The organism is Arthrobacter echini (assembly GCF_008107445.1).
Classification (GTDB): domain Bacteria; phylum Actinomycetota; class Actinomycetes; order Actinomycetales; family Micrococcaceae; genus Arthrobacter_D; species Arthrobacter_D echini_A.
In genome coordinates this window covers 705,198-731,323 of sequence record NZ_VSLD01000001.1, presented here as the reverse complement: position 1 = coordinate 731,323, position 26,126 = coordinate 705,198, and the positions used below count along the sequence as shown (strand labels likewise).

The 26,126-nt window shown below is 68.1% G+C and carries 24 protein-coding genes and 1 riboswitch; of the genes, 18 read left to right on the top strand and 6 right to left on the bottom strand.

The features are described 5' to 3' along the window. Positions 1–62 precede the first annotated feature (62 nt). Complete coding sequence (locus tag FQ377_RS03510; protein WP_148599818.1) at positions 63–851, top strand: response regulator transcription factor; 789 nt, start codon at positions 63–65, stop codon at positions 849–851. Here FQ377_RS03510 and FQ377_RS14975 read toward each other — a convergent pair. The 3 genes from FQ377_RS14975 to FQ377_RS03495 all read right to left on the bottom strand — a co-directional run bounded on the left by FQ377_RS14975 (position 821) and on the right by FQ377_RS03495 (position 4,683). Continuing rightward, on the bottom strand, positions 821–1,834 hold the full coding sequence (locus FQ377_RS14975) for a signal peptidase I (RefSeq protein WP_262364244.1): 1,014 nt from the start codon (positions 1,832–1,834) through the stop codon (positions 821–823). The genes FQ377_RS03510 and FQ377_RS14975 overlap by 31 nt on opposite strands. A 552-nt stretch (positions 1,835–2,386) precedes the next feature. Continuing rightward, complete coding sequence (locus FQ377_RS03500; RefSeq protein ID WP_148599817.1) at positions 2,387–3,418, bottom strand: LLM class flavin-dependent oxidoreductase; 1,032 nt, start codon at positions 3,416–3,418, stop codon at positions 2,387–2,389. Positions 3,419–3,645: 227 nt separating this feature from the next. Beyond that, positions 3,646–4,683: an SGNH/GDSL hydrolase family protein gene (locus tag FQ377_RS03495; RefSeq protein ID WP_148599816.1), complete on the bottom strand. Its 1,038-nt coding sequence runs from the start codon at positions 4,681–4,683 to the stop codon at positions 3,646–3,648. A 215-nt stretch (positions 4,684–4,898) separates the two neighbouring features. After that, positions 4,899–5,000: riboswitch (glycine riboswitch) on the top strand. 154 nt (positions 5,001–5,154) lie between these two features. On the opposite strand from FQ377_RS03495, the gene gcvP reads away from it, so the two are divergent. From gcvP to FQ377_RS03475, 4 genes are read left to right on the top strand one after another with little or no spacing between them, the layout of a single operon-like run. Next, the gene (gene gcvP / locus FQ377_RS03490; protein ID WP_148599815.1) at positions 5,155–8,055 is read left to right on the top strand and encodes an aminomethyl-transferring glycine dehydrogenase; all 2,901 of its coding nucleotides are present in this window, start codon (positions 5,155–5,157) and stop codon (positions 8,053–8,055) included. Positions 8,056–8,062: 7 nt separating this feature from the next. Next, positions 8,063–9,193, top strand: coding sequence for a glycine cleavage system aminomethyltransferase GcvT (gene gcvT, locus FQ377_RS03485; protein ID WP_148599814.1), 1,131 nt, complete (start codon positions 8,063–8,065; stop codon positions 9,191–9,193). Continuing rightward, positions 9,190–10,563: an L-serine ammonia-lyase gene (locus FQ377_RS03480; protein WP_148599813.1), complete on the top strand. Its 1,374-nt coding sequence runs from the start codon at positions 9,190–9,192 to the stop codon at positions 10,561–10,563. The genes gcvT and FQ377_RS03480 overlap by 4 nt, the downstream gene beginning before the upstream one ends. Before the next feature lie 7 nt (positions 10,564–10,570). Continuing rightward, positions 10,571–11,377, top strand: a complete 807-nt coding sequence (locus FQ377_RS03475; protein WP_148599812.1) for a methylenetetrahydrofolate reductase — start codon at positions 10,571–10,573, stop codon at positions 11,375–11,377. Between the two features lie 88 nt (positions 11,378–11,465). On the opposite strand, the gene FQ377_RS03470 is transcribed toward FQ377_RS03475, so the two are convergent. Beyond that, complete coding sequence (locus FQ377_RS03470) at positions 11,466–11,912, bottom strand: MarR family winged helix-turn-helix transcriptional regulator (protein WP_148599811.1); 447 nt, start codon at positions 11,910–11,912, stop codon at positions 11,466–11,468. A 217-nt stretch (positions 11,913–12,129) separates the two neighbouring features. Here FQ377_RS03470 and FQ377_RS03465 point away from each other — a divergent pair, with 217 nt between their 5' ends. From FQ377_RS03465 to FQ377_RS03430, 8 genes are all read left to right on the top strand, one after another. Beyond that, a complete protein-coding gene (locus FQ377_RS03465; protein ID WP_148599810.1) occupies positions 12,130–13,812 on the top strand; it encodes an ABC-F family ATP-binding cassette domain-containing protein in 1,683 nt (560 codons plus the stop codon). A 106-nt stretch (positions 13,813–13,918) separates the two neighbouring features. After that, positions 13,919–15,127, top strand: a complete 1,209-nt coding sequence (locus FQ377_RS03460) for an MFS transporter (RefSeq protein WP_148599809.1) — start codon at positions 13,919–13,921, stop codon at positions 15,125–15,127. A gap of 33 nt (positions 15,128–15,160) precedes the next feature. Then, complete coding sequence (locus FQ377_RS03455) at positions 15,161–16,159, top strand: ATP-binding cassette domain-containing protein (RefSeq protein ID WP_148599808.1); 999 nt, start codon at positions 15,161–15,163, stop codon at positions 16,157–16,159. Then, positions 16,156–17,028, top strand: coding sequence for an ABC transporter permease (locus FQ377_RS03450; RefSeq protein WP_148599807.1), 873 nt, complete (start codon positions 16,156–16,158; stop codon positions 17,026–17,028). Before FQ377_RS03455 ends, FQ377_RS03450 begins: the two co-directional genes overlap by 4 nt. 146 nt (positions 17,029–17,174) lie before the next feature. Then, complete coding sequence (locus tag FQ377_RS03445; protein WP_148599806.1) at positions 17,175–18,164, top strand: ABC transporter ATP-binding protein; 990 nt, start codon at positions 17,175–17,177, stop codon at positions 18,162–18,164. A gap of 2 nt (positions 18,165–18,166) precedes the next feature. Then, positions 18,167–19,054, top strand: a complete 888-nt coding sequence (locus FQ377_RS03440; RefSeq protein ID WP_148599805.1) for an ABC transporter permease — start codon at positions 18,167–18,169, stop codon at positions 19,052–19,054. Between the two features lie 37 nt (positions 19,055–19,091). After that, on the top strand, positions 19,092–20,393 hold the full coding sequence (locus FQ377_RS03435; protein ID WP_262364243.1) for a sensor histidine kinase: 1,302 nt from the start codon (positions 19,092–19,094) through the stop codon (positions 20,391–20,393). Then, positions 20,332–21,039: a response regulator gene (locus tag FQ377_RS03430; protein WP_262364242.1), complete on the top strand. Its 708-nt coding sequence runs from the start codon at positions 20,332–20,334 to the stop codon at positions 21,037–21,039. The genes FQ377_RS03435 and FQ377_RS03430 overlap by 62 nt, the downstream gene beginning before the upstream one ends. A gap of 20 nt (positions 21,040–21,059) precedes the next feature. On the opposite strand, the gene FQ377_RS03425 is transcribed toward FQ377_RS03430, so the two are convergent. Beyond that, entirely contained in the window at positions 21,060–21,506 is a 447-nt protein-coding gene (locus FQ377_RS03425; protein WP_148599804.1) for a hypothetical protein, read from the bottom strand. A gap of 70 nt (positions 21,507–21,576) precedes the next feature. After that, the gene (locus FQ377_RS03420; protein WP_148599803.1) at positions 21,577–22,212 is read right to left on the bottom strand and encodes a TasA family protein; all 636 of its coding nucleotides are present in this window, start codon (positions 22,210–22,212) and stop codon (positions 21,577–21,579) included. Positions 22,213–22,442: 230 nt separating this feature from the next. Here FQ377_RS03420 and FQ377_RS03415 point away from each other — a divergent pair, with 230 nt between their 5' ends. From FQ377_RS03415 to rplI, 5 genes are all read left to right on the top strand, one after another. Then, entirely contained in the window at positions 22,443–23,726 is a 1,284-nt protein-coding gene (locus FQ377_RS03415) for a M18 family aminopeptidase (protein ID WP_148599802.1), read from the top strand. Between the two features lie 164 nt (positions 23,727–23,890). After that, complete coding sequence (rpsF, locus tag FQ377_RS03410) at positions 23,891–24,196, top strand: 30S ribosomal protein S6 (RefSeq protein WP_148599801.1); 306 nt, start codon at positions 23,891–23,893, stop codon at positions 24,194–24,196. Positions 24,197–24,255: 59 nt separating this feature from the next. Further along, positions 24,256–24,825 (top strand): single-stranded DNA-binding protein, encoded by a 570-nt coding sequence (locus tag FQ377_RS03405; RefSeq protein WP_148599800.1) that lies wholly within the window; start codon positions 24,256–24,258, stop codon positions 24,823–24,825. 105 nt (positions 24,826–24,930) lie between these two features. Then, positions 24,931–25,170: a 30S ribosomal protein S18 gene (gene rpsR, locus FQ377_RS03400; RefSeq protein WP_005273147.1), complete on the top strand. Its 240-nt coding sequence runs from the start codon at positions 24,931–24,933 to the stop codon at positions 25,168–25,170. A 15-nt stretch (positions 25,171–25,185) separates the two neighbouring features. Beyond that, positions 25,186–25,635, top strand: a complete 450-nt coding sequence (gene rplI / locus FQ377_RS03395) for a 50S ribosomal protein L9 (RefSeq protein ID WP_148599799.1) — start codon at positions 25,186–25,188, stop codon at positions 25,633–25,635. Positions 25,636–26,126: the final 491 nt, after the last annotated feature.

Genomic DNA, 26,126 nt, shown 5'->3' with positions numbered 1-26,126 from the left:
ACGCGGGCTGAAGTGTGGCGATGCGATTCGTCGGCGCGCCGACATCTGGCACTGTGTAAACCATGACCTCCGAACCAGCCGCGCGTGTTGCACTCATCATCGAAGACGACGCCGATGTGCGCCAGCTCCTCGTCATGACCCTGGGCATGAACGGTTTCACCACGATCGAAGCCGGGAGCGGGCGGGAGGGTGTTGCCCTCGTCCGTGGACGCCGCCCGGATCTCGTGACCCTCGATCTGAATCTGCCGGACATCGACGGCGTGGAGGTGTGCCGTCAGATCCGTCCGCTGACCGATGCATACATCATCATGATCACGGCACGCCAGGACGAGATCGACCGCCTGATCGGCCTCGAGATCGGCGCCGACGACTTCGTGGTGAAGCCCTTCAGCCCGCGCGAGGTGGGCGCCCGCGTGAACGCGATGTTCCGGCGACCGAGGAATGCGGCCAGCGCCGAGCCGCAGCAGGCCGGGACGGTGGACGCCGCGCCCGTCGGGAGCCCGGCGGCCGTGGTGACCCCCGCCCCGGAACCCGTCGAGGGACTGCTGGTCCACGGGCCGATCGAGATCGACGCGGAGGGCCGGATCGCCATGCTCGACGGGGCCGAGCTCCCCCTGACACGCATCGAGTTCGATCTGCTGGCCACGCTCGTCTCGGGCCCGCGGAGGGTCTGGCAGCGCGAGACGCTGCTGGCGAAGATCTGGGGCGACGGCTGGGTGAACGACCAGCACCTGGTGGAGGTCCACATCCGCAACCTGCGCAAGAAGCTGAACGAGGACACCAAGGCGCCCCGGTTCATCCGCACCGTGCGGGGCGTCGGCTACAGGATGATCCCGCCGAGCGCCGACTGATACTCGGAGCCGAGGATCCGCAGCCGGCCGATCAGGCCCTCGTGCCGGTCCGGCTCGCCGACGAGTTCCAGGGCCGAGGAGGAGGCCTCCTCGAGCCGGCGGGCGCCCACCATCGAGGCGCTGACATTGAGGCTGAGCAGCGCCACCACGGCGGCGTCGCCGTCCCCCGCGCCGAACGCTGCGTCGATGGCGTCGATCCGCTGCGGGAGCAGGTCCACGAACATCCCGGCGAACTGCAGCGCTCCCGCCTGGTTCGAGAGCTCCTCCCCGAGATCGTCGAGCGTCTGCCGGTCGAGCACGGGGAGCTGCGAGATGTCCCCAGCGGTGTGGGCGTCCGGGACAGGGGTGACGGTTGCGCCGTCGGCGTCGTCCTTCGGCCGGGACCAGATCATGAGCAGTAGACCTCCGACGAGGACGGCAGGGACTCCGTAGACCAGGAGCTGGCTGACAACGGGCGTACGGAGGGCCCGGATGATCGAGCCGACCTCGGGGATGACCACTCCGGCCTCGTACACGTGGTCCCCCTCGAGGGTCGCCGTCCAGGGATCGACGGAGTCGTTGGCGTCACCCTTGGTGCGGACGGCGGTGGTGCCGTCCGTCCCTCTGATGACTTCGACCACCCGGTGCGTCTCGACCCGGTGGTCCTCCACGGGGATGTGGTAGCTGATGACGTCGCCCACGGCGATGCTGCTCACGGGCTGGAGTGTGGTGACGACGACGTCGCCGGGCATGATCTCCGGCGCCATGCTGCCGGTGAGCATCGTGGCGGTCTGGTAGCCGAGGAAGCGGGGGCCGATGGCGAAGAACAGGACGGCGGCGATCGCCGTGATCATGAGCAGCGTTCCCAGCAGGCTCGCGAGGCGCTGGGCGAGGGACGGCCGGTCGGCGTCGACCACGGTCTCCACGGGTGCGCTCCGGCGTCCGGCAGGCCGGAGCGTGGCCCGTGGTGCGGGGCTGAGGGACGGGAGGTCGATCGTCGTCACGCGTGGCTCCTTCTGGTGGTTCCCCGGCTCCGGTCGATGACCGGTCGAGGTTGCCCGCCTGCCCGGTGGACGGACCGGAACGGGTGGGCAACCTCGGGAGTGCTGGACTCCTGGTATCCACTGTGCTGCTCCGGACTAAAAGTCACCGTGCCGGAAGGGCGAAAGAAAACCGAAGAAAGAGCGAAGAGCGAGCTCCTGGGGCGTTCGTTCCCGGTGCGTGACGGCGGCCAGTGGGATTCAGGGGCCGGCTCCGCTGGTCGCTGCCTTCGTTCCCAGTGCCCGACGGCGATCGGTGGGAACGAACGGTTGATCCCACTGCGCGACGGCGACCAGTGGGAATGAGCATGGGCCAACGCCTGCGGGAGGGAGCGGTCCGGCCCATCCTTCGCTGCGCTTGTTCCCAGTACCCGACGGCGATCGGTGGGAACGAACTGTCGATCCCACCGATGACGGCCGAGGAGTGGGATGGAGAGCGAACCAACGTCCGACCGAGCTGCTCGATCCCACGTCCTAAGCCGGAGGAGGTCCAGTGGTGGGACCGAGCGTCCTGGACTAGGCGAGCATGTCCCGGACCAGGGGGATGACCTTCGTGCCGTAGAGCTCGATGCTGCGCATGAGCTTCTCGTGCGGCAGGGGGCCGGCGCTGTACTTCATGTCGAAGCGGTCGATCCCGAGGGTCTTGACGGTGGAGGCGATCTTCGCTGCCACGGTCTCCGGCGAACCGACGTAGAGCGATCCGCTGTCGGCCTCCTGCTCGAACTCGGCGCGGGTCGTCGGACCCCAGCCTCGCTCGCGGCCGATGCGGTCGCGCATGATCCTGTTGTCCGGCCACAGCTCCTCGCGCGCCTGCTCGTCGGTGTCGGCGATGTAGCCGGGCGAGTGGACACCGATGGGCAGGGTGGGCTGCTCCAGCTGGGTCAGGGCCCGGTGGTACAGGTCCACGTAGGGCGCGAAGCGTGCGGGGTCGCCGCCGATGATGGCGAGCATCAGCGGCATGCCGTAGCGTGCGGCCCGAACCACGGACTCGGGACTTCCGCCGACGCCGATCCATGTCTTGATCCGGCCGCTCTCCGTCTTCGGGTACACCTCGTGGGCGTTCAGGCCGGGCCTGGTGCTGCCTGACCAGGTGACGGGGCCCTCCTTGAGGAGCTCGGAGAAGAGATCGAGCTTCTCCTCGAAGAGCCGCTCGTAGTCGGAGAGTTCATAGCCGAAGAGGGGGAAGGACTCCGTGAAGGAACCGCGTCCGAGGATGACCTCCGCGCGACCGTCGGAGACGGCGTCGAGCGTGGCGAAGCGCTGGTAGACCCGGACCGGATCATCGGAGCTGAGCACCGTCACGGCCGAGCCGAGCCGGATGCGAGAGGTCTGGCCGGCGATCGCCGCGAGCACGGTCTCGGGCGCGGAGATGGCGAAATCGTCGCGGTGGTGTTCGCCGAGTCCGATGAAGTCGATGCCGACCTGATCGGCGAGCACGGCCTCTGCGACGACGTTGCGGATGACCTGCGGGTAGGGGACGCTGCCGCCGTCCTCCCCGCGCGTGACATCCCCGAAGGTATCGAGTCCGAACTGCACTTCGTCTGCCATGATGGTGCTCCTTCGTGTTGCGTCCGGCGTGTTTCCGGTCCTGCTGGGAGAACGACCTCCATCGCACTCTTATTCCATGCATACGTATGTAGTTTCTCGCGGGGTTCCCTCTTGAGTCCTCCGGTCTCGGCTGCGTTGTCGGGCATGAACGAGTGCTCGTGCACGAGGCGCCGGCACTGAAGTCGCCGGCCCCGGAGTCACCGGCCCAGTCGCAAGCGCGGACGGAGTCATCGGCCCCGGGTCTGCGCGGCCTCGACGGCACGGTCGGCGCGAGCGATGCTCGCCGGGTCCGAGAGATCGACGCCTGCCCTCGCCGCCGCTGCACGGGCTGCAGGGCTCGACAGATCCGGCGGGACGAACTCCTCGGCCCGGGTCCGCTGGTCGACGTCCGCATAGGCCGCCTGCTGCTCGGACAGGGCCGGAATGGTCTGTTCCGTCGTCCATAGCGTCTCCGCGGTGACCGTCACACGGCTCCCGGTCAGCGCGGCGGACACCATCGGCACGTACCCCAGGGCGTGTCCGACCCGGTTGGGGTGGTACGAATCCGAGACGGGATGCGAGAGCCCGTTCAGCCATTCGACGTCGTCGCACACGGCGTGGCCGGTGAAGGCCACCGTCGGATCGACGAAGACGAAGCCTGCCCGCGTAGCCGCCGCCGCCGTCGTCCGGTTGAGGAGGTCCACCGTTGCGTTCAGGCCAGCCTGGTCCCGGGGTGAGAACCAGGTGCCCGCGTTGCAGTCCTCACCGTTGAAGAGGCGCGGGTAGCCGACGATCGCGACCGCCGCCCGCGGCGCACGGACGCGCACCTGTTCGTAGAGCCGGTCGAGGCGACCGGGGAGCAAGCCTGTGATCAGGGCCCGCGTGCGGTCGACGGCGGCGGTGCAGTTGCTCAGCCAGGCCGGCTTGGCACACTCGCTCAGGACCGAGACGAACGCGACGTCGTTCCCGCCGACACTCAGGGAGACGTACGAGGTGGTTGGACCGAGGGCGCCGAGCTGAGTCGCGGCGACATCCGCGACCTTGGCTCCCGAGCAGGCCCGGAGGCTCAGGACGAACCCCTTCGCACTCGCGATCAGGGAAGGGTAGGCATCGGCGGAGCGCCGACAGTCCGTCCCGTCGGCGATATAGGCGCGCGTCCCGGTGCCCGAGGAGTAGGAGTCGCCGAGGGCCACGTAGGACTCCCCCGCCACGGCGGACGGCGCGGGGAGCACTGTGACCGGTAGGACGGGCGCGGCAACGGCAGTCGGGATGCGGGGAGGCATCATCGGTACTCCAGCTCGTCGGGATGATGGATCCACGCTAGACCCGGAGCCGAGTGACCGGGCGGATCCCGCTTCGGGTCCCCGATCCGGGATCCCCGCGCTACGGGCCACCGAAGCGGTGGCCCTGACGGCCGCCGTCGGGCTTTGCCTCTCCTCGGCACCGCGCGGTACGCTGTAGTAAGGATCACATCCAGCGATCCCTCAACTGAATACGCCTTCGATCCGCAGCGGGAGAGTTCTGCTGTCGACCACAGACCGGCAGGCGCCGTAGGAGCAACTCCTCCCCAGGAATCTCTCAGGCCCAGTACCGTCGCGGATAGGCAACTCTGGAAAGCGGTGGCGGACGTCGTCCCTCACCCACCGACGGTGCAAGCAGGCTCTGAGTCTGCGAAAACTCTCAGGTTCCCTACAGAGCGGGGAGGAACCCGACCAGGCATGCGCTACCGCGCCCGATCATCGACCTACGGAGTTCCCATGACTGCCCTGCCCCATCAGGTATCCGGCCCTGCCTCGACGTTCGCCGATCGCCACATCGGCCCCCGCTCCTCGGAGGCCGACCGCATGCTCGAGGTGCTCGGCTACCCGAGCCTCGACAAGCTCGTGGATCTGGCGGTCCCCGCCAGCATCCGCCTCGACCGGTCACTGAATCTGCCCGGAGCGCTGAGCGAGACCCAGGTACTCGCGGAGCTCCGCCGCATGGCGGACCGCAACCGGACAGCCGTGCAGATGATCGGCCAGGGCTACTTCGACACGTTCACGCCGCCGGTCATCCGCCGCAACGTGCTCGAATCGCCCGCCTGGTACACGGCCTACACGCCCTACCAGCCGGAGATCTCCCAGGGTCGCCTCGAGGCACTGCTGAACTTCCAGACCATGGTGCAGGACCTCACGGCGCTCGACATCGCCAACGCGTCCCTGCTCGACGAAGCCTCCGCAGTTGCCGAAGCAGTGCTCCTCATGCGGCGCTCCGGCAAGAACAAGGGCCGCACGGTCATCGATGCCGACACCCTCCCGCAGACCGTCGCCGTCGTCCGCGGTCGTGCAGAGGCCCTCGGCTTCGAGGTGGAGATCGCGGATCTCTCGGCCGGCCTGCCCGACGGCGACATCAACGGCGTGGTCCTCCAGCAGCCCGGCGCCTCGGGCGCACTCCGCGACCACGCAGAGGTCATCACGGCCGCGAAGGAGCGCGGGGCGCTCGTCACGGTGGCCGCCGATCTGCTGTCCCTGACGCTCATCACTGCGCCGGGCGAGCAGGGCGCGGACATCGCCGTCGGCTCCGCCCAGCGCTTCGGTGTCCCGCTGTTCTTCGGCGGTCCGCACGCTGCCTACATGGCCGTCCGCAAGGGCCTCGAGCGCATGCTGCCCGGACGCCTCGTCGGCGTCTCGAAGGACGCCGACGGCGCTCCCGGCTACCGGCTCGCGCTGCAGACCCGTGAGCAGCACATCCGCCGCGAGAAAGCCACGAGCAACATCTGCACCGCCCAGGCGCTGCTGGCGATCGTCGCGTCCATGTACGCCGTCTACCACGGCTCTGAGGGGCTGAAGGAGATTGCCCGCACCACGCACGCCCGTGCCGTCGAGCTCGCCACGGCGCTCGAGGGCACGGACGCCGCCGTCGTGCACGAGGCGTTCTTCGACACCCTCCTGGTCCGCGTGCCGGGGAGGGCCGCGGAGTACGCGGACAAGGCCGAGGCCGCGGGCTACAATCTCCGCCGGATCGACGCCGACCAGCTCGGCATCTCGTGCGACGAGACCACGACGCCGGAGCACGTCGCGGCCGTCGCCGCCGTCTTCGGGGGATCCGACTCCACCTCGGAGACCAGCGGATCGGAGACGGGTCGGTCGACCGGGGAGCGCATCCCTGAGGACCTGCACCGTACGTCGGAATTCATGACGCACCCGGTCTTCTCGATGTACCGCTCCGAGACGGCGATGCTCCGCTACCTGCGCCGGCTCTCCGACAAGGACCTGGCGCTGGACCGCACCATGATCCCGTTGGGTTCCTGCACCATGAAGCTCAACGCGACGGTGGAGATGGAGCCCATCTCCTGGCCGGAGTTCGCATCGATCCACCCGTACGCACCCGAGGCGCAGACCGAGGGCTGGCGTGAGCTGATCACCGATCTCGAGGAGCGCCTCGCGGAGATCACCGGCTACGACCGCGTCTCCCTGCAGCCCAACGCCGGTTCTCAGGGCGAGCTCGCGGGTCTGCTGGCCATCCGCGGCTACCACCGCTCCCGCGGCGACGAGAACCGCACCATCTGCCTCATCCCGTCCTCGGCGCACGGCACCAATGCCGCGTCCGCCGTACTCGCGGGCATGAAGGTGGTGGTGGTCGGGACAGCGGACAACGGCAACATCGACCACGACGACCTGCTGGCCAAGATCGAGCAGCACGCCGAGAATCTCTCGGCCATCATGATCACCTACCCGTCCACGCACGGCGTGTTCGAGGAGGACGTCCGCTGGGTCTGCGAGAAGGTGCACGACGCCGGTGGCCAGGTCTACATCGACGGCGCCAATCTCAACGCCCTCGTGGGTCTCGCGCAGCCCGGCGAGTTCGGCGGCGACGTCTCCCACCTGAATCTGCACAAGACCTTCTGTATCCCCCACGGAGGTGGCGGACCCGGCGTCGGGCCCGTTGCCGTCGCCGCACACCTCTCCCCGTTCCTGCCGGGGGACGCGAACCGCGACATCGCCGATGACGGCGGACCGGACGCGGAGGGTGGCACCCCCGTCTCGGGGTCCATGTACGGCTCGGCCGGCGTCCTGCCGATCTCGTGGGCGTACATCGCGCTCATGGGCGCGGAGGGTCTCACGAGTGCGACAGCGCATGCGCTGCTGACCGCCAACTACGTGGCCTCACGGCTCACCGATCATTTCCCGGTGCTGTACACCGGGGTGCAGGGACTCGTGGCACACGAATGCATCCTGGATCTGCGCCCGCTCACGGCCGCCACGGGTGTGACGGCCGAGGATGTCGCCAAGCGCCTCATCGACTACGGCTTCCACGCGCCCACGCTGTCCTTCCCCGTCGCGGGCACGCTCATGGTGGAGCCGACCGAGTCGGAGGACCTCACGGAGCTGGATCGCTTCATCGACGCGATGATCGCGATCAAGGCGGAGATCGACTGCGTGGCCTCCGGTGAGTTCCCCCTCGAGGAGAGCCCGCTGCGCCAGGCCCCGCACACCGCCCAACTGCTCGTCAGCGACGAGTGGACGCAGGCATACTCGCGTGAGCGGGCCGCGTACCCGCTGCGCTCGCTGCGCCACGACAAGTACTTTCCCCCGGTGCGCAGGATCGACGGCGCTCACGGCGACCGCAACCTGATCTGTTCCTGCCCGCCCATCGAAGCGTTCGAAGACGAGGAGTAGGCCCTCCATGAGTGAGCACGGCAAGAAAACCTCCCTGTACACACAGCACGAGGCTCACGGTGCCTCGTTCACCGACTTCGGCGGCTGGCAGATGCCGCTGAAGTACCGCAGCGAGCTCGAGGAACACCACACCGTGCGCAAGGCCGCCGGGCTCTTCGACCTGTCCCACATGGGCGAGATCCTCGTCAGCGGGTCCCAGGCCGGAGCGTTCCTCAATTACGCGCTCGTCAGCAATCTCGCGGTCATCGCCGTGGGCAGGGCGAAATACTCGCTGCTCTGCACCGCGGAAGGCGGCGTGATCGACGATCTGATCACGTACCGGCTCTCCGAGGACTCCTTCCTCGTGGTGCCCAACGCCTCCAATGCACCCGTGGTGGCCGAGGAACTGCGCCTCCGGGCCGACGGCTTCGACGTGGCCGTGGAAGACCAGTCCGAGGCCACCTCGCTCCTGGCGGTGCAGGGCCCGACGGCGGAGGCTGTGGTCCTCGGCCTCGCCCGCCCCGAGGACGCCGACGCGATCCGCTCCATGAAGTACTACGCCTTCCTCGAACTCGAGCTGGCGGGTGTCCCGGTCCTGCTGGCCCGCACGGGCTACACGGGTGAGGACGGCTTCGAGATCTACATCGGCAACAACATGGCGGTGCGCCTCTGGGACGCGGCACTCGAGGCGGGGAAGAACCACGGGTTGGTCCCCTGCGGTCTGGCCTCCCGCGATTCCCTGCGCCTCGAAGCCGGGATGCCCCTCTACGGCAACGAACTCGGTCCCACCACCAATCCGTTCGAGGCCGGTCTCGGACCCGTGGTCAGTACGAAGAAGACCGACGATTTCGTGGGACGCGCGGTGCTCGAACCACTCAAGGACGTGGAGCCGGCCCGTCGCCTCGTGGGTCTGAGGGCCGCCGGACGCCGTGCGGCCCGGGCCGGGTACGACGTGATCGTGGACGGCGCTCCCGTGGGCACCGTCACCTCGGGACTGCCGAGTCCAACCCTCGGCTACCCCGTGGCCCTCGCCTATGTCGATGCGGCGCATGCCGCGATCGGTACCGAGGTGCAGGTCGACCTGCGGGGCCGAGGAGAACCGTTCACCGTGGTCCCGACGCCTTTCTACCGGCGTCAGCCTGCAGGGAGCCCCTCATGACCATCAGCGCCTTCGATCTCTTCAAGATCGGCATCGGCCCCTCCAGCTCCCATACCGGCGGGCCGATGACCGCCGCCCATCTCTTCACCGAACTCCTGCGGACGGAAGCCCTGCTCCCCGAGGTGCAGCGGGTCCAGGTGGATCTCTTCGGATCGCTCGGTGTGACGGGGCACGGGCACGGGACGGTCAAGGCCGTGCTGCTCGGCCTGGAAGGGGAGCAGCCGCATCTGGTGGACCCGACCTCGGCCGATGCCCGCGTGGCCGCCATCGGCGAGCAGCACTCCCTGAAGCTGGCGGACGAGCAGCACATCGCGTTCGATCCGGAGACCGATGTGCTGCTGCACCGGGGTCAGCGGCTCGACTACCACACCAATGGCATGCGCTTCTCGGCATATTCCTCGAGCGGCGAGGTTATGCGGACCAGGGAATACTTCTCCGTGGGTGGGGGGTTCGTGCTGGACGAGGACCAGATCGGATCGGAAACGGTGGATCTGCCGCAGACTCCGATGCCCCATCCCTTCGACACGGCGGACCAGCTGCTGGAGATCTGCCGGTCCACCGGACTGTCCTTCTCCGACGTGATCCTGGCCAACGAGCTCTCCTGGCGCTCCGAGGAGGAGGTGCGGGCCGGCCTGCTGGAGATCTGGTCCGTCATGCAGGACACCATCCGGCGCGGGACCACCACCGGGGGGATCCTTCCCGGCGGACTGAGCGTCCGGCGACGCGCCGAGCGGCAGCGCGAACTGCTCGAGAAGGCCGATGACCCGACGGACCGGCTGGGCACCATGGAGTGGGTCACGCTGTTCGCGCTCGCGGTGAACGAGGAGAACGCTGCGGGCGGACGCGTGGTCACGGCGCCCACCAACGGCGCGGCGGGCATCATCCCCGCGGTCCTGAAGTACTACGTCGACTTCGTCCCGGGAGCCGACGAGGACGGCGTGGTGCGTTTCCTTCTCGCTGCCACCGCCGTCGGGGCCCTGTTCAAGAAGAACGCCTCCATCTCCGGAGCCGAGGTGGGATGCCAGGGCGAGGTCGGCTCGGCGTGCGCCATGGCCGCCGGAGCGCTTGCCGAGGTTCTCGGCGGCACGCCGGAGCAGGTCGAGAACGCAGCGGAGATCGGGATCGAGCACAATCTCGGTCTGACCTGCGATCCCGTGGGCGGACTCGTCCAGATCCCGTGCATCGAGCGGAACGCCGTCGGTGCCATGAAGGCGATCACCGCTGCCCGCATGGCGGTACGCGGAGACGGACAGCACCATGTCTCGCTCGACATCGCGATCAAGACCATGCGCGACACCGGGGCGGACATGATGGACAAGTACAAGGAGACGGCGCGCGGCGGTCTCGCCCTGAACGTGGTGGAGTGCTGACCCAGGGGTGACGGAGCTCGATACCCGCGTCGAGGTGATTCCGGGGGAGGCGCTGCTCGAACGACTCCTCGACCACGTGCCCGCGCCCGCCGTCGTCTCGGTGACCTGCCTGCCCCACCACGGGCCGGTCCAGACGGTGGAGACGGCCGTCCGGCTGGCCGGTGCCGGCTACACCGTCATTCCCCACCTGGCGGCCCGGTCGGTGGGGAGCCGGAGGGAACTCGCCGGCCACGTTCGTCGTCTGCAGGACGCTGGGATCACCGACACGTTCGTGATCGGGGGAGATGCGGGCCGGACCGCCGGCCCGTACACCTGGAGCGGTGCGCTCATGGAGGACCTCGCGGATCTGACCGGAGGCACGATGCGGCTGGGGATCGCCGTGTACCCGGAGGGCCATGCCGGGATGCCCGGGGACGAGCTCCTACGGACCCTGTGGGCCAAGCAGGAGCTGGCGTCCTGGTGCGTGACCCAGCTCTGTTTCTCCCCCGAGATCCTCGCAGCCTTTCCCGACCGGCTCCGGAGGGACGGCGTGACGCTGCCGGTATGGGCGGGCATCCCCGGTCCCGTCCGCGTGAGCCGCCTGGTGAAGCTGGCCGGGACGATCGGGGTGGGGCAATCGGTCGGATTCCTCAAGCGCTCCGCCGGCGGGTCGAACACCGGATCCGTGGTCCGGCAGCTGCTCTCCTCGACGTCGTACGACCCCTCTCCGCTGCTGGGAGCGATCGACGGTGCGGGGTACGCCGGGGTCCATCTCTACAGCTTCAACGATCTCGCAGGATTGGCCGACTCCGGACTGGCAGGACGGACAGGCTGACCAAGAGGTCCACCAGCGGGTCCACGACGAAGGGCCGCCCCGTGGGGCGGCCCTTCGTCGGTCTGGGGAGCTCGCACGCTCCGCGGGATCAGACAGCCGCGGCGGTCGCCGACTTCTGACGCTGGGGAGCGAGCTCGCCGATGATCCCGCGCAGCAGATTGCGCAGATCGAACGACTCGAGTCCCGCTCCGACCATCAGCGTGCGCTCGATGTCCTCCGCCCGGGCGAGGGCGTCGACGCCGGCCGAGGTGATGGTGATGCGCTGGCTCCGCCGGTCGATGCTGTCGCGGATCTTCGAGATGAAGTCCTGCCGTTCGAGCTTCTCGATGGTCTTGCCGATGGTCTGCGCCTGGACATGCATGGCCAGAGCCAGTTTGGCTCCCGTCATGGTGCCCTGCCGGGACAGGACGCCGAGCGTGGTGTAGCCGGCGTGCGTGATCCCGATATCGAGCAGCCGCTCGTTCCATGCATGATCCACCAGGCGCGCTGCCGTGGTGAGCAGGCGGCTGGTTGACCACTCTTCCAGTTCTGACATTGGGCTTCCTCCGGAGAAGGTGGAACACCCGAGCGGCGCTGGACGGTACCCGCCAGGTGTGATGTCCGTGCCATCGCCGGCCGGGCAAGCCATGGCGCCGACAGCACTACCTCCATTATCCTCTTCGATCTTCAAGATTCTGGTATCGGTATACCGAAGATCGGCAGCAGCCCGATCACGGCAGCAGGCAATCATGCCCGGATGGGACACTGGTCGCGTGGCCCATCTCGAGATCTCCGGTATCGACTATTTCCTCTCCGACGGCAGGCAGCTGCTCAATTCAGTGGCCTTCAGGGTCGGGGAGGGCCACAAGACAGCGCTGATCGGCCCCAATGGCACCGGCAAGACCACCCTCCTGCGGATCATCTCGGGAGAGCTCACCGCGGACGAGGGGTCGGTCACGCGCTCGGGACAGCTGGGCATCATGCGGCAGTTCGTCGGTCAGGTGCGCGACGGAACGAGCGTGCGCGATCTGCTGGTCTCGGCAGCACCGCCGGTCCTCGCCGCGGCGGCGCAGCGGGTCGACGACGCCGAACTCGCCATGATGGAGACCGAGGACGAACCCACCCAGATGAGATACGCCCAGGCGATCGCCGACTGGGGGGACGCGGGCGGCTACGAGCTCGAGACGATGTGGGACGAGGTCACCATGCCGGCCCTCGGCATCCCGTTCGACCGCGCCCAGCACAGGGCGGCGGCGACCCTCTCGGGGGGTGAGCAGAAGCGTCTGGTCCTGGAGGCGCTCTTCTCCGGGCCCGACGACATGCTCCTCCTCGACGAGCCGGACAACTATCTCGATGTCCCGGGGAAGCGCTGGCTGGAGGCGAAGCTCGGGGAGTCGAAGAAATCCGTCCTGTTCGTCAGCCACGACCGCGAGCTCCTCGCGAATGCCGCCACCCGCATCGTGACCCTCGAGCCCGGAGCCCTCGGGGCGTCGTCGTGGACCCATGGCGGCGGGTTCGGCACCTACCTGAACGCGCGCGAGGACCGGAACCTGCGCTTCGAGGAACTCCGGAAGCGCTGGGACGAGGAGCACCTCAAGCTGAAGGAACTCGTCACCATGTACAAGAACAAGGCGGCCTTCCGGTCCGACATGGCCACCAGGTACCACGCAGCCCAGACACGCCTCGCCCGGTTCCTCGAGGCCGGACCGCCGGATGCGATTCCCGTGGAGCAGAACGTCTCGATGCGCCTGGCCGGAGGGCGCACGGCCAAGCGCGCCGTCGTGGCCCGGAAGCTCGAGCTGACCGGGCTGATGAAGCCGTTCAGCACCGAGATCTGGTTCGGTGACCGCGTGGGCGTGCTCGGCTCCAACGGCTCCGGCAAATCACATTTCCTCCGGCTGCTCGCCGGTGGCGGCTCGGATCCGGAGGTGGAGCACCTGCCGGTGTCCGACGTCGAGATCGCCGCGGTACCGCACGAAGGCTCCGTGAAGCTCGGCGCGCGGATCCGTCCCGGCTTCTTCGCGCAGACGCATTCGCGACCGGATCTCCTCGGTCGTCCCCTCGTGGACATCCTGCACCGCGGGGACGAGCACCGATCGGGGCTGGGCCGCGAGGGCGCCTCCGCCGTGCTCGATCGGTACGGGCTGGCCTCCCAGGCGGAGCAGCCCTACGACTCACTCTCCGGCGGCCAGCAGGCCAGGCTGCAGATCCTGCTGCTCGAACTCTCCGGTGCCACCCTCCTGCTGCTGGACGAGCCGACGGACAACCTCGACCTGCACTCCGCCGAGGCCCTCGAGCACGCCATCGACGCCTTCGAGGGGACCGTCCTCGCCGTGACCCACGACCGGTGGTTCGCCCGGAGTTTCGAGCGGTTCCTCGTCTTCGGATCCGACGGCGTGGTCTACGAGACGCAGGAGCCGGTCTGGGACGAGAGCAGGGTCGAGCGGGCGCGCTGATCCTGCCGTCCACACCCTGTCCACAGGGTTATCCCCAATCGGTGGACAACTCTGTCGGGAACGTCACCGATTGGGGACCGCGCCGCCGCCAGCCTACGGTTGAGGAGTGAAACCAGCCGTCCATGCCGCCACGATCGCCACCTATGTCATCTTCGGCCTCAACGGACTGGTCTTCGCGAGCTGGGCCTCACGGATCCCCGCGGCGTCGGGAACCCTGGGACTGAGTTCCGGCCAGACCGGGGGACTGCTCCTGGTGGCCGCCATCGGCTCGGTCATCTCCCTCCCCGTCGCGGGCCTCATCGCCGAACGCTTCGGCACCGCCAATACGGTGCGCACCGGGGGCACCGTGGCGGCACTCGGTGCAGGTGCGGTGGCCCTGGGCCTCGCGCTGGTCTCCGTGCCGGTGGCAGCGGCGGGACTGTTCCTGTTCGGCTGCGGGGTAGCCCTGTGGGACGTGGGACAGAACATCGAGGGGGCCGCGGTGGAGCGGGCCCTGAACAGGACCATCATGCCGCGGTTCCACGCGGCCTTCAGTGGCGGCGCCTTCGCGGGGGCGCTGGTCGGAGCCGGTCTGTCGGCACTGGATATCTCCTTCTCCGCGCATCTGGTCGTCGTCGCCGCTCTCAGCGTCACCGTCTCGCTCTGGGTCCCGCGGTCCTTCCTGCCCGAGCGGACCACGGATCGTCCCTCCTCGACGCCGGAGTCCACCGGCGGCCTGGGTGCCTGGGGAGAATCCCGCACCCTGTTGCTGGGCCTCGTGGTGCTGGGCGCGGCACTCACCGAGGGTGCGGCCAACGACTGGGTGGCGAAGGCGAGTGTGGACGGTCTGGGCACCACGGAGAGTGCAGGCGCCATCATGTTCGCCGTCTTCGTCGCGGCAATGACCCTGGTGCGTTTCGTGGGCGGCGCCGTGATCGACCACTTCGGCCGCGTCCGCGTCCTCCAGGCAAGCCTGGGCTCCTCCCTCGTGGGACTCGTCCTGTTCGTCGTCGCGCCCACCGTCCCCTTGGCCGCCGTCGGCGCGATCCTCTGGGGCGCGGGCGCGGCGCTCGGCTTCCCCATGGGCATGTCGGCAGCAGCCGACGATCCCGAGCGTGCCGCCGCACGTGTCTCGGTCGTCTCCACGGTCGGTTACACCGCGTTCCTCGCCGGGCCCCCGCTCCTGGGCTTCCTCGGCGACCTCGTAGGCATCCGAACGGCTCTCCTGGCGGTCGGTGTCGCGGTCCTCGCCTCCTTCATCGTCGCCCCCGCGGCCCGCGAGCGTCCGCCGCGCTCCGTCGATTCGCTGCCCGGGATTCCCGACCGGAATCCCTAGGTCCGGAACGCCCAGCAGTTCTACCCTTGACACATGGCAATCATCGAGGCAGCAGGTCTGGAGAAGACCTATTCCACCAAGAGCGGGCCTGTCCATGCACTCGACGGCATGGATCTCTCCGTGCCCGAAGGCACGGTCAAGGCGCTGCTGGGTCCCAACGGAGCGGGCAAGACCACCGTGGTGAAGATCCTGACCACGCTCATCCAGCCGACTGCAGGGACCGCTCGGGTGGACGGCCTCGACGTGCTGCGCGACCCGAAGGCGGTCCGCCGGATCATCGGCGTCTCCGGCCAGTACTCGGCCGTGGACGAGAATCTGACGGGTTTCGAGAATCTCGACATGGTGGGGCGGCTGTACCACCTCGGAGCGAGCGCCTCGCGGCGGCGGGCACAGGAGCTGATCGACCAGTTCGAGCTCACGGAAGCCGGCAACCGCCCGGTGAAGGGCTTCTCGGGAGGCATGCGGCGGCGCATCGACCTGGCGGGTGCGCTCGTCATCAGGCCGAAGATCCTCTTCCTGGACGAACCGACCACGGGACTCGACCCGAGGAGCCGGATCTCCCTCTGGGGCATCATCAAGGAGCTCGTCCGCGACGGGACCACACTGCTCCTGACCACGCAGTACCTGGAGGAGGCCGACCAGCTCTCCGACGACATCGTGGTGATCGACGGCGGCAGGGCCATCGCCGAGGGCACCTCGGACGAACTCAAGGCGCAGATCGGCGGGCACCGTGCCTCGGTGTCGCTCCTGGAGCAGGCGGACGCCCCGACGGCCCGCGCCGTGCTGGGTCGGTACGGCGACGGCGAGCCGGTGACGGGCGACGACGGCCGCAGCATCGAGGTGACCGTGAGTGACGGCCCGCGGGCGCTGCAGCTCATCCTGGCGGATCTCGAAGAAGCGGGCATCGCACTGCACGACGCCGGTATGCGGCGCCCGAGCCTCGACGACGTCTTCCTGACGCTCACCGGCCGGCGCGCCGAGGACGGCACGGACAGCTCGGACAGCACTCCAGGTAAGGAAGCTGCGGCATGAGCGTCGTGACCCCGAAGGACCGGCGACCACGGCACGGGCAGAACGCCGTGTTGGAGGATCGGACCACCGAGGCACCTCTGGCCCTGTGGTTCTCCGACGGGTGGATCGTCACCCGGCGCAATCTCACGAAGCTCAAGCGCTCACCCGACATGCTGGTCTTCGCGGTGCTCCAGCCGATCATGTTCGTGCTGCTCTTCAGCCAGATCTACGGTGGGTCCATCGAGGTGGAGGGGAGCGACTACACGCAGTACCTCATGGCAGGGATTTTCGCCCAGACCGTGATCTTCGGCTCCACGTTCTCGGGGTCGGCGATGGCCCAGGATCTGAAGGACGGCATCATCGACCGCTTCAGGACGCTACCCATGAGCTCCTCGGCGGTCCTGATCGGGCGCACCAACAGCGATCTCGTCCTCAACACGCTCTCGGTGGTCATCATGATGGGCACCGGGTTCCTGGTGGGGTGGCGCGTCACCACCGACGCGGGAAGCGCGCTCGCCGGCGTCGGGCTCCTGCTGCTGTTCTCCTACGCCTTCAGCTGGGTCATGGCGCTGCTGGGCATGTCGGTGAAGTCGCCGGAGGTCATCAACAACGCGTCCTTCATGATCCTGTTCCCGCTGACGTTCATTTCGAACGCGTTCGTGCAGCCGCAGAATCTACCGGGTCCACTGGAGACCTTCGCCAACTGGAATCCGGTCTCGGCGCTCGTACAGGCGGTACGCGAACTGTTCGGCAATACGGGCTCCGTCCCCGCGCCCGAGGCCTGGCCCATGCAGAACGCCCTGCCGACGGTCCTGGTGGGCATCGTCGTGCTGCTGGTCGTCTTCGTGCCCCTGTGCATCCGGAAGTTCGCCTCGATCAGCTCGAGATGACGTCCGTCGTCCTCCGAAAGAGGTATGTCGACGCACACCGAGATCATCCCCGGGGCCGGTTGCCGCCGGCAGTCCCGGGCCTACTGTGGACGGAGTACGTGTATCAGCGGGAGACCCCGCGTGCCGCCGACCCGAAGGAACGTCCCATGATCGAGGCCCAGGCCCTGTCCAAACGGTACGGCGCGAAAACAGCCGTGGACGCCGTCTCATTCACCGTGCAGCCCGGGAAGGTGACAGGTTTCCTCGGCCCGAACGGTGCGGGCAAGTCCACGACCATGCGCATGATCGTCGGCCTCGACAGCCCCAGCGGCGGCCATGTCACGGTGAACGGTGCGCGCTATGCGACGCACCGGGCGCCCCTGCGCGAGGTGGGAGCGCTGCTGGACGCCAAGGCCGTCCACACGAAGCGCTCGGCCTACAACCACCTCCGCGCCATGGCCGCCACGCACGGCATCCCGAACAGCCGCGTCAAGGAGGTCATCGATCTCACGGGCCTGGGTCCTGTGGCGAAGAAGCGGGTGGGCGGCTTCTCCCTCGGGATGGGCCAGCGCCTGGGCATCGCCGCCGCGCTGCTGGGAGACCCCCACACCGTGATCCTCGACGAGCCGGTCAACGGCCTCGATCCCGAGGGCGTGCAGTGGGTCCGGCACCTCGCCAAGGGTCTCGCCTCGGAGGGCCGCACGGTTTTCCTGTCCTCGCACCTCATGTCGGAGATGGCACAGACAGCGGATCACCTGATCGTCATCGGTCGCGGACGCATCATCGCCGACGCCCCCATCCAGTCGATCATCGACGGCCAGGGCAGGGTGCGGGTGCGCGTACGCGCCGATCGTCCGCAGGATCTGCTCGGCAGCCTTGCCGGGGACGGTGTGACCTCCCAGGTCCTCGAACCCGAACTGATCGAGATCACCGGGGTGGAGCCGCGCCGTATCGCCGAGATCGCGCTGCGTGAGAGGGTCCTGGTCTACGAGCTGACACCCATCCAGGTCTCCCTGGAGGACGCCTACATGCAGCTCACCCAGGGCGAGGTCGAGTACCACTCCGGGAATCCGGCTGCAGATCAGACCTCCGGCGGGCAGGGCGCTGTCCATCGGGATGATGCTCAGATTGCTCCCACAGCAGAGAAAGGACGCTGATCATGGCGACATCGACCCAGCCTGTCCCCGCCGAGCGACGCTCGCAACGACCACGTACCTCCGGACCGGGCGTCACCTTCGGCCGGGTGCTGAAGTCCGAGTGGATCAAGGTCACCACTGTCCCCTCGACCGTCATCCTCATCATCTCCACGGTCGTGGTGATGGTGGGTCTCGCGGCGCTCTTCGCGTGGAGCCAGTCCATCTCCGCCGAGGCACTCAGCGATCCGGACTTCCCGGCCGAGTTCCAGGCCCCCGCCGAGGGACCGGGAAGCCCGGGCTTCGCGGCGCTCTCAGTGCCCTCGTCCGGCCTGATCTTCGGTCAGCTGCTCATCGCCGCGTTGGCGGTAGTGCTGATCGCGTCCGAGTGGACCACCGGCATGATCCGGTCCACCATGGTGGCCGTGCCCAAGCGCACGCCGGCCCTCCTCGCGAAGACCCTCGTGGTCGCCGTCGTCGCGTTCGCCGTGGGTCTCGGCAGCGCCCTGATCTCCTATCTGGTCGCCCAGCCGATCCTGCGCGGTGAGGACATCGACTTCGCGATCACGGAGGACGGCGTGTTCCAGAGCATCCTCAACACCGGCACCTTTCTTGCGCTCGTGGCCATCATCTCCATGGCCATCGGGATCCTGCTCCGAAACACGGCCGGAGGCGTCGTCACGGCCGTCGGCATCTTCTTCGTGTTGCCCCTGATCGTCCAGCTGCTCTCGGGTCTGGCCGACTGGATCCCGAAGGCGGCACGCTTCCTGCCCGGCGACGCAGGGAACCAGATGGTGAGCATCACGACCCTTGAGGACGACCTCACCCAGTGGGAGGGTGGTCTCGTGATGGGGGCATGGGCGCTGGGTCTTCTGCTCGTGGCGCTGCTCGTCGCGAAGAAGCGGGACGTCTAGGCGCTCGTGAGCCGGTCCCGTGGATGAGAGACCCCCGGTGACGGGGACGACCGTGCGAACGGGCGCGGTCTCCTTCACCGAGCTCAATGCGCGCCGGCTGGGGCCTGTCCGGAGGTACTTCCGCACGCGCCCCCGCGCGATGGACGCCGTCGTCATCCTTGCCTTCCTGGTCCTGACCCTCCCCGACGCCCTCTTCATGGCGGCCGACGAGGGGACCTGGCTGGCTCTCGCGGGCGTCGTCCTGGCCGGGAGCGCCCTGGCGTTCCGCCGGTCGAGGCCGCTGGCGGTGCTGGCGTTCGTCGCCGTCCTCGATCTGCCGCTGAGCTTCCTCACCGAGGGTGTGGGTAGCAGTGGCGCGGCCACGGCCTTCGCCCTGTACTCCGTGGCCACGGCCTACCCGCTGCGCCGAGCGTTCGCTGCATCCGTTGCCGCCGCGGCACTGTCCCTCGCCGCTGTTCTGCTCCTGCCTGCCACCGCGTTCGCCGAGGCACCCTGGGTCAGCTGGCTGCTCGCCGGTTTCGTGGTGATGATCCTCGCCGCGGCGGCCGGGATCGGGATCACCGTGCGGCGCGATCGCGAGCACGAGCGGGAGCTGCGTGACTGGGCGGCACGCAACGCGGAGCTGGCCTCCGCAAGCGAGCGCACCAGGATCGCCCGGGAGATGCACGATGTCGTCGCCCACTCACTCACGGTCATGGTGGCCCTGTCGGACGGCGCAGCCGTCGTCATGAAGCGCGATCCGACACGTGCCGAGGCCGTGCTGGGGGAGCTCTCCGCCGCCGGCCGGACCGCGCTCGCGGACATGCGCCGCGTACTCGGGCTGCTGCGGGCGGACGTCGACGCACCGGCACCACTGCCGGCGTCGAGTTCCGTGACCCAGCTCCTCGACGGCTTCAGGGCGGCAGGTCTACCGCTGCGGGTGACCACCAGCGGTCCGCTCCTGCCCGAGGATCCAGCCTTCCAGCTCACCATCTATCGGATCCTGCAGGAGTCGCTCACCAACGTCCTGCGCTATGGCAAGGGCGTTACGCTGGTGGACATCCGGATCACGAGGACCGGGCGGGCGGTCACGCTGCGCATCGCGGACGACGGCGGAAGCCCCATGGAGCCGGTCGCCTCGTTCGGCTCCGGTCAGGGACTCGAGGGCATGCGCGAACGCGCAGCGATCTACGCGGGCTCCGTGGAGTGCGGCCGCCGGCCGTCCGGGGGCTGGGTGGTGGATGTTCAGCTGACAATCCCCGACGGCGAGTCGGGGAACCAACGGGGGAACGAGAAAGATGACCACGCAGGAGACCATGCAGTCCGGCCCGGATACGCCGATCAGGGTTCTGCTCGCTGACGACCAGCCGCTGCTGAGGATGGGCTTCAGGCTCATCCTCGAGGGCGAGTCCGATCTGGAGATCGCAGGCGAGGCGTCCACCGGCGACGAGGCGGTGAGGCTCTCGGCCCAGCTCTGTCCCGACGTCGTCCTCATGGATGTACGGATGCCGCGTGGCGACGGGATCGAGGCCACCCGGCAGATCACGGCGTCGGGCTCGTGCTCGCGCATCATCATCCTGACCACGTTCGATCTGGACGAGTATGCCTTCGCCGGCCTGCAGGCCGGGGCCTCTGCATTCCTCCTGAAGGACGTGGCTCCGCAGGAACTGGTCCATGCGGTGCGGGTCGTCGCGAGCGGTGACGCCGTCGTGGCGCCCCGTGTCACCCAGCGACTGCTCGAGACCTACGTCCGCTCTCTTCCACCGGCTACCGCGACGGTCCGGGATCCGCGGATCGCCGAACTGACGCCGCGTGAGAACGAGGTGCTGCAGGCCGTTGCCGGAGGCCTCTCCAACGCCGAACTCGCTTCGACCTTCTTCCTGTCCGAGGCCACCATCAAGACGCATGTCCGCCGGATCCTCACGAAGCTCGGCCTGCGGGACCGCGTGCAGGCCGTGGTGTTCGCCTACGAGAACGGGATCGTCGTGCCCGGTCCGGTTTCCTGAGAGCGCTTGTACCGGGCAGGTCAGCAGGTGAAGGTGTAGGTCACGGTGTCCCCGGTCCACGCTCCCACCTTGGCCTGGAGGGAGAGCAGGTACTTGCCGTTCGTGGAGGAGGACACTGAGATCGTCGTCGTCCTCGTCTTGGCGTCCAGGGCGGCCGACTGCACCCTGCCGCTCGGCCCCGTGAGCGTCACGGTGTAGCCTGTCGCGCGCTGCACAGCGGTGAAGTTCCTGATCGTCACGGTGGCCGACCGGGGTGAGGACGTGGCGCATTTCGGTGAGGCGTCGACGCCGGTCGGTGCGGGGACGTCGTACGTGCCCACCGAGACCACGGCCGCCTCCGTGGTGGAGAAGGCCGCCTGCGCAACCGTGGGTGCCCAGGTGACGACGACGACGACGAGCAGCAGCTTCGCGAGGAACCGCAGTCGGCGCGGGAGGCGGGTGGTTCCGCCTGCATGGTGTCGGCTCATGGTCGGATTCCCTCGGTGGTCACTAGGATGCGGCAGCGGGCGCCCTCTGCCGAGGGCTCCCGCTCCTGGACTAGCGGCTGGTGGCTGCGCGCTGCGTGGCGGTGAACGTGAAGTTCACGGTGCTCGTGAGGCCCTGGAACGTGTTGTCGGCGGCGACCGGGAGGGTGGACGTGAAGCGCAGGTTGTCCGCCTTGCCCGGGGCCATCGAGGCGAGGCCGGGGAGTGTGACATCGGTGCCGATGATCGCGCGGCTCGGCAGGATGCTCGTGACGGTCCCCGCGCAGGTGTAGGTGTAGGCGGGCGCGGTGCCGGTCTCGGTCCAGGGGACACTGCAGGAGTCGACCGTGAGCTGGAGGCCGTTGACGGCGTCGGTGGTGAGCTTGGACGGTGAGCCGACCGGGGCGGTGCTCAGGGTGATGCCGCCGAAGCTCTGGCTGCCCGTGTTGGTGATGGCTGCCACGCGCTGGACGCTGTCGCCGGGCACGATGTTGACGGCAGCGACGGTGAGGCGGTTGGCCGCCGTTCCTGCAGCACCGAGCTGGACGTCGACCGTGCCGGCGCTCACGGTCTCGCTGGCGGAGGTGGTGGAGGTGAACGAACCGTAGGTGCCCAGGCCCGCGACGGACGCGGCGACGCCGAGCAGCGCGACCGAGGCGAGGACCTTGCCGGAGGTGGACTTCATCGAGATGCGGGACATGCGAGCCATGGTGAGACCTTTTCGTGAGGATCGATCGGTGGGGCCCGGTTCCCCCAGCGGGATCCGGTGCTTCTGGTATCAAATATGGGCATCGAAGCTCAACCCGGACCCGCCGTACCCTCGAATCATGCGCGAAGGAACACCGAAGAGTAGGTCCAAACCGAAGAACAGGTGAAGGCAGGGCGAAGGAGTGCCCCGTATGACGGAGGGTCACGAACGGTATCTGGTTGAATCGGACCATGAGCCCCACCCCAGCCCACATCCAGGATCTCGGCGCCTATGTCGCGGCGTCACCATCGAGCTATCACGCCGCGGCGGAGGCCGGACGGCGCCTCAGGGCGAAGGGGTTCGTACAGCTGGAGGAGCGCGAGGCCTGGCAGGGCGGTGTCGGCAGCTACTTCGTCATCCGCGACGGGGCCCTCATCGCCTGGGTGGTCCCGCCGGGCGCCGGGCCCACGACGGCGTTCCACATCCTCGGGGCACACACCGATTCGCCGTCGTTCAAGCTCAAGCCGAAGCCCACCACCGGGAAGTACGGCTGGCTGCAGGCCGGCGTCGAGGTGTACGGGGGTCCGCTGCTGAACTCCTGGCTGGACCGCGAACTCGCGCTCGCAGGCCGCCTGACACTGCTCGACGGCACGGAGCACCTCGTGCACACCGGACCATTGCTGCGCTTCCCGCAGCTCGCCGTCCACCTCGACCGGGCGGTGAACGACGGGCTCACGCTCGACAAGCAGCGTCACATGAATCCGGTGTGGGGTCTGGGAGATCCGCTGGACGCCGATCTGCTCGGTCTCCTCGCCGAAGGGGCAGGAGTGGACCCGCTGGAGGTGGGTGGATTCGACGTCGTGGTCGCCGACACCCAGGAGCCGCGCGTCTTCGGTGCCGACGGCGCATTCTTCGCCTCGGGTCGGCTCGACAATCTCTCCTCGGTCCACGCCGGCCTCACCGCGATCATCGAGACCGCCACGACGGGGCCCTCGGAGGGACCGATCGCCGTGCTGGCGGCCTTCGACCACGAGGAGGTCGGCAGCGCCTCGCGCTCGGGTGCGAGCGGGCCGTTGCTCGAGGACGTCCTGTACCGGATCTCGCTCGGTCTCGGAGCTGGAGCAGAGGAGCGGCTCCGAGCCATGGCGTCGTCGTTCTGCGTCTCGGCCGACGCCGGCCACGCCGTGCACCCCAATTACGCAGAGCGTCACGATCCCGTGAATCTGCCCGTGCTCAACGGGGGCCCGCTCCTGAAGATCAACGCCAATCAGCGCTACACCACGGATGCGGCGGGTGCCGCCTACTGGGCGGACCTCTGCCGCGCGGCCGATGTGCCCTATCAGGAGTTCGTCTCCAACAATATGATGCCGTGCGGCTCCACCATCGGCCCGCTGACCGCGACGCGGCTGGGCATCCGGACCGTCGACGTCGGGACCCCTCTGCTGTCCATGCATTCCGCGCGGGAACTCTGCGGGGTGGATGATCCCGGACATCTCGCAGCGGTCACCCTCCGCTTCTTCGGCGACGGGCGGTAGCGCCCCTGGCAGGTTCGGCGCGGACCATTAGTCCGGTATCATTGATTCGTCCGTGCGACGGACTGCCGGCGGTACCTATCGCCGGCAGCGGCCGGATCAACGCTAGAGAACCTCCTGTTGCGGAAAGACCGTGACCGCTCAGCCCAGAGGAGGTGGGTTCACACATGCGTGCATATGAATTGATGGTCATCATCGACCCCGATGTCGAGGAACGTTCCATCGACCCGACACTCGAGAAGTTCCTGAACGTGGTCCGCAATGGCGGCGGCACGGTGGACAAGGTGGACATCTGGGGACGTCGGCGCTTCGCCTACGAGATCCAGAAGAAGACCGAGGGCATCTACGCCGTCGTCAACTTCACCGCCACCCCGGCCGTGGCGTCCGAACTGGACCGCCAGCTGAGTCTCAACGAGACGATCATGCGGACCAAGATCATCCGCCCCGAGGAGCAGAAGGTCTCCGCCGAATAATTTCGGCAGAGCTCTTTCCATCCAGCCCGCTCCGGCGGGACGTGACCCAAGGAGGCACCATGGCAGGCGAGACAGTCATCACGGTGGTCGGCAATCTGACCAATGACCCCGAACTGCGTTTCACGCCGTCGGGTTCGGCGGTCGCCAACTTCACCATCGCGTCCACTCCCCGCACGTTCGATCGTCAGACGAGCGACTGGAAGGACGGCGAAACGCTGTTCCTCCGCGCCTCGGTATGGCGTGAAGCGGCGGAGAACGTCGCCGAGACCCTGACCAAGGGAACCCGAGTGGTTGCCCAGGGCCGACTGAAGTCGCGATCCTTCGACACCAAGGAGGGCGAGAAGCGCACGGTGATGGAACTCGAGGTGGACGAGATCGGTCCGTCCCTGCGCTACGCGTCCGCCAAGGTCACCCGCACCCAGCGCTCCGGCGGTGGTAACAGCGGGGGCTTCGGAGGTAACTCCGGGGGCAACGGTGGCGGGTCGAACGCGCAGTCGGGTTCCGGCTGGGGCGGCGGACAGCAGTCCCAGCAGCCGGCGGACGACCCCTGGGGCGCCCCCTCGGGTGGAAACTCGGGTGGTAACTCACAGGGTTGGGGCAATGGCCCCGACTCCGAGCCACCCTTCTAGGTGACGGTCCCGTTCCCGGGATCGCTACCGCAGTCACTCGCGTGACTTGTACTTCCCATCCCGCAGAATCGTTCTGCGGGCTCCAACAGAAGAAGGAGCACCACGATGGCCAAGGCTGAACTCCGTAAGCCCAAACCAAAGTCCAATCCCCTCAAGGCCGCTGATGTCACCGTCATCGACTACAAGGACGTAGCTCTGCTGCGCAAGTTCATCTCCGATCGCGGAAAGATCCGCGCACGTCGCGTCACCGGCGTGACCGTGCAGGAGCAGCGCAAGATCGCCCAGGCAATCAAGAACGCCCGCGAGGTCGCACTGCTGCCGTACTCCGGCGCCGGTCGCGGCTAGGGAAAGGGACACACCATGTCGAAACTCATTCTGACCCAGGAAGTCACCGGGCTCGGTGCTGCAGGCGACGTCGTCGAGGTGAAGAACGGTTACGCACGTAACTATCTTCTGCCCCGTGGCTTCGCCCTCACATGGAGCAAGGGTGGCGAGAAGCAGGTCGACTCGATCAAGGCGGCGCGGTCCGCGCGGGAGCATGCCTCGCTCGAGGACGCTCAGCGCCAGGCTGCCGCCCTGTCGGCGAAGCCCGTCACCCTGACCGTGAAGGCGGGTGGCTCCGGCCGCCTGTTCGGGACGGTCAAGACGGACGACGTCGCGAAGGCGGTCGAGGCCGCCGGTCTGGGCAAGATCGACAAGCGCAAGGTAGAGCTCCCGGCGCACATCAAGTCGGTCGGCTCCTACCAGGCGAATGTCCGTCTGCACGAGGACGTCGCCGCAGTGATCGATCTGGACGTCGTCGCCAGCTAGCTCGCACGACCCCTCAGCAGGTCCAGGAAGCCCCCACTTCGGTGGGGGCTTCCTTTGTCGTCGGTCCTGCTGGAACCAGCGCGGTCCGGCGCCGCGGGAGCGCCGCCGCTGATCCGTCGCGGCGCAGGACCGGAGGCAATCCGGGGTCTTTGTCAACATGGTCTCTGTGGATGGCGGACCGGAAAAATACTTTCGCTCCACAGGGTCTGTATAAAGTTTTCCCACGTCAGACTCGGTTCGAGCAGCGGTAAAAATAGTTGTCCACAGCGTTGTCCCCATCCTGTGCACAAGACACGCCGCGCAATCCACAGCTTATTCACACTTACCCACACCCCCTGTTGGTCCAGCATTTCGGTCAGCGTCCTGGCGGGGTTACGGTGGCGGATGACTCCCGATAGTGAGGGTGACGGGTGATAGGCCTTGTCCTATCAGGCCCGGGCCGGGTGTCCGGCGTCCGCCGTGGCGGACAGCGTTTCTATAATACGAGGAAG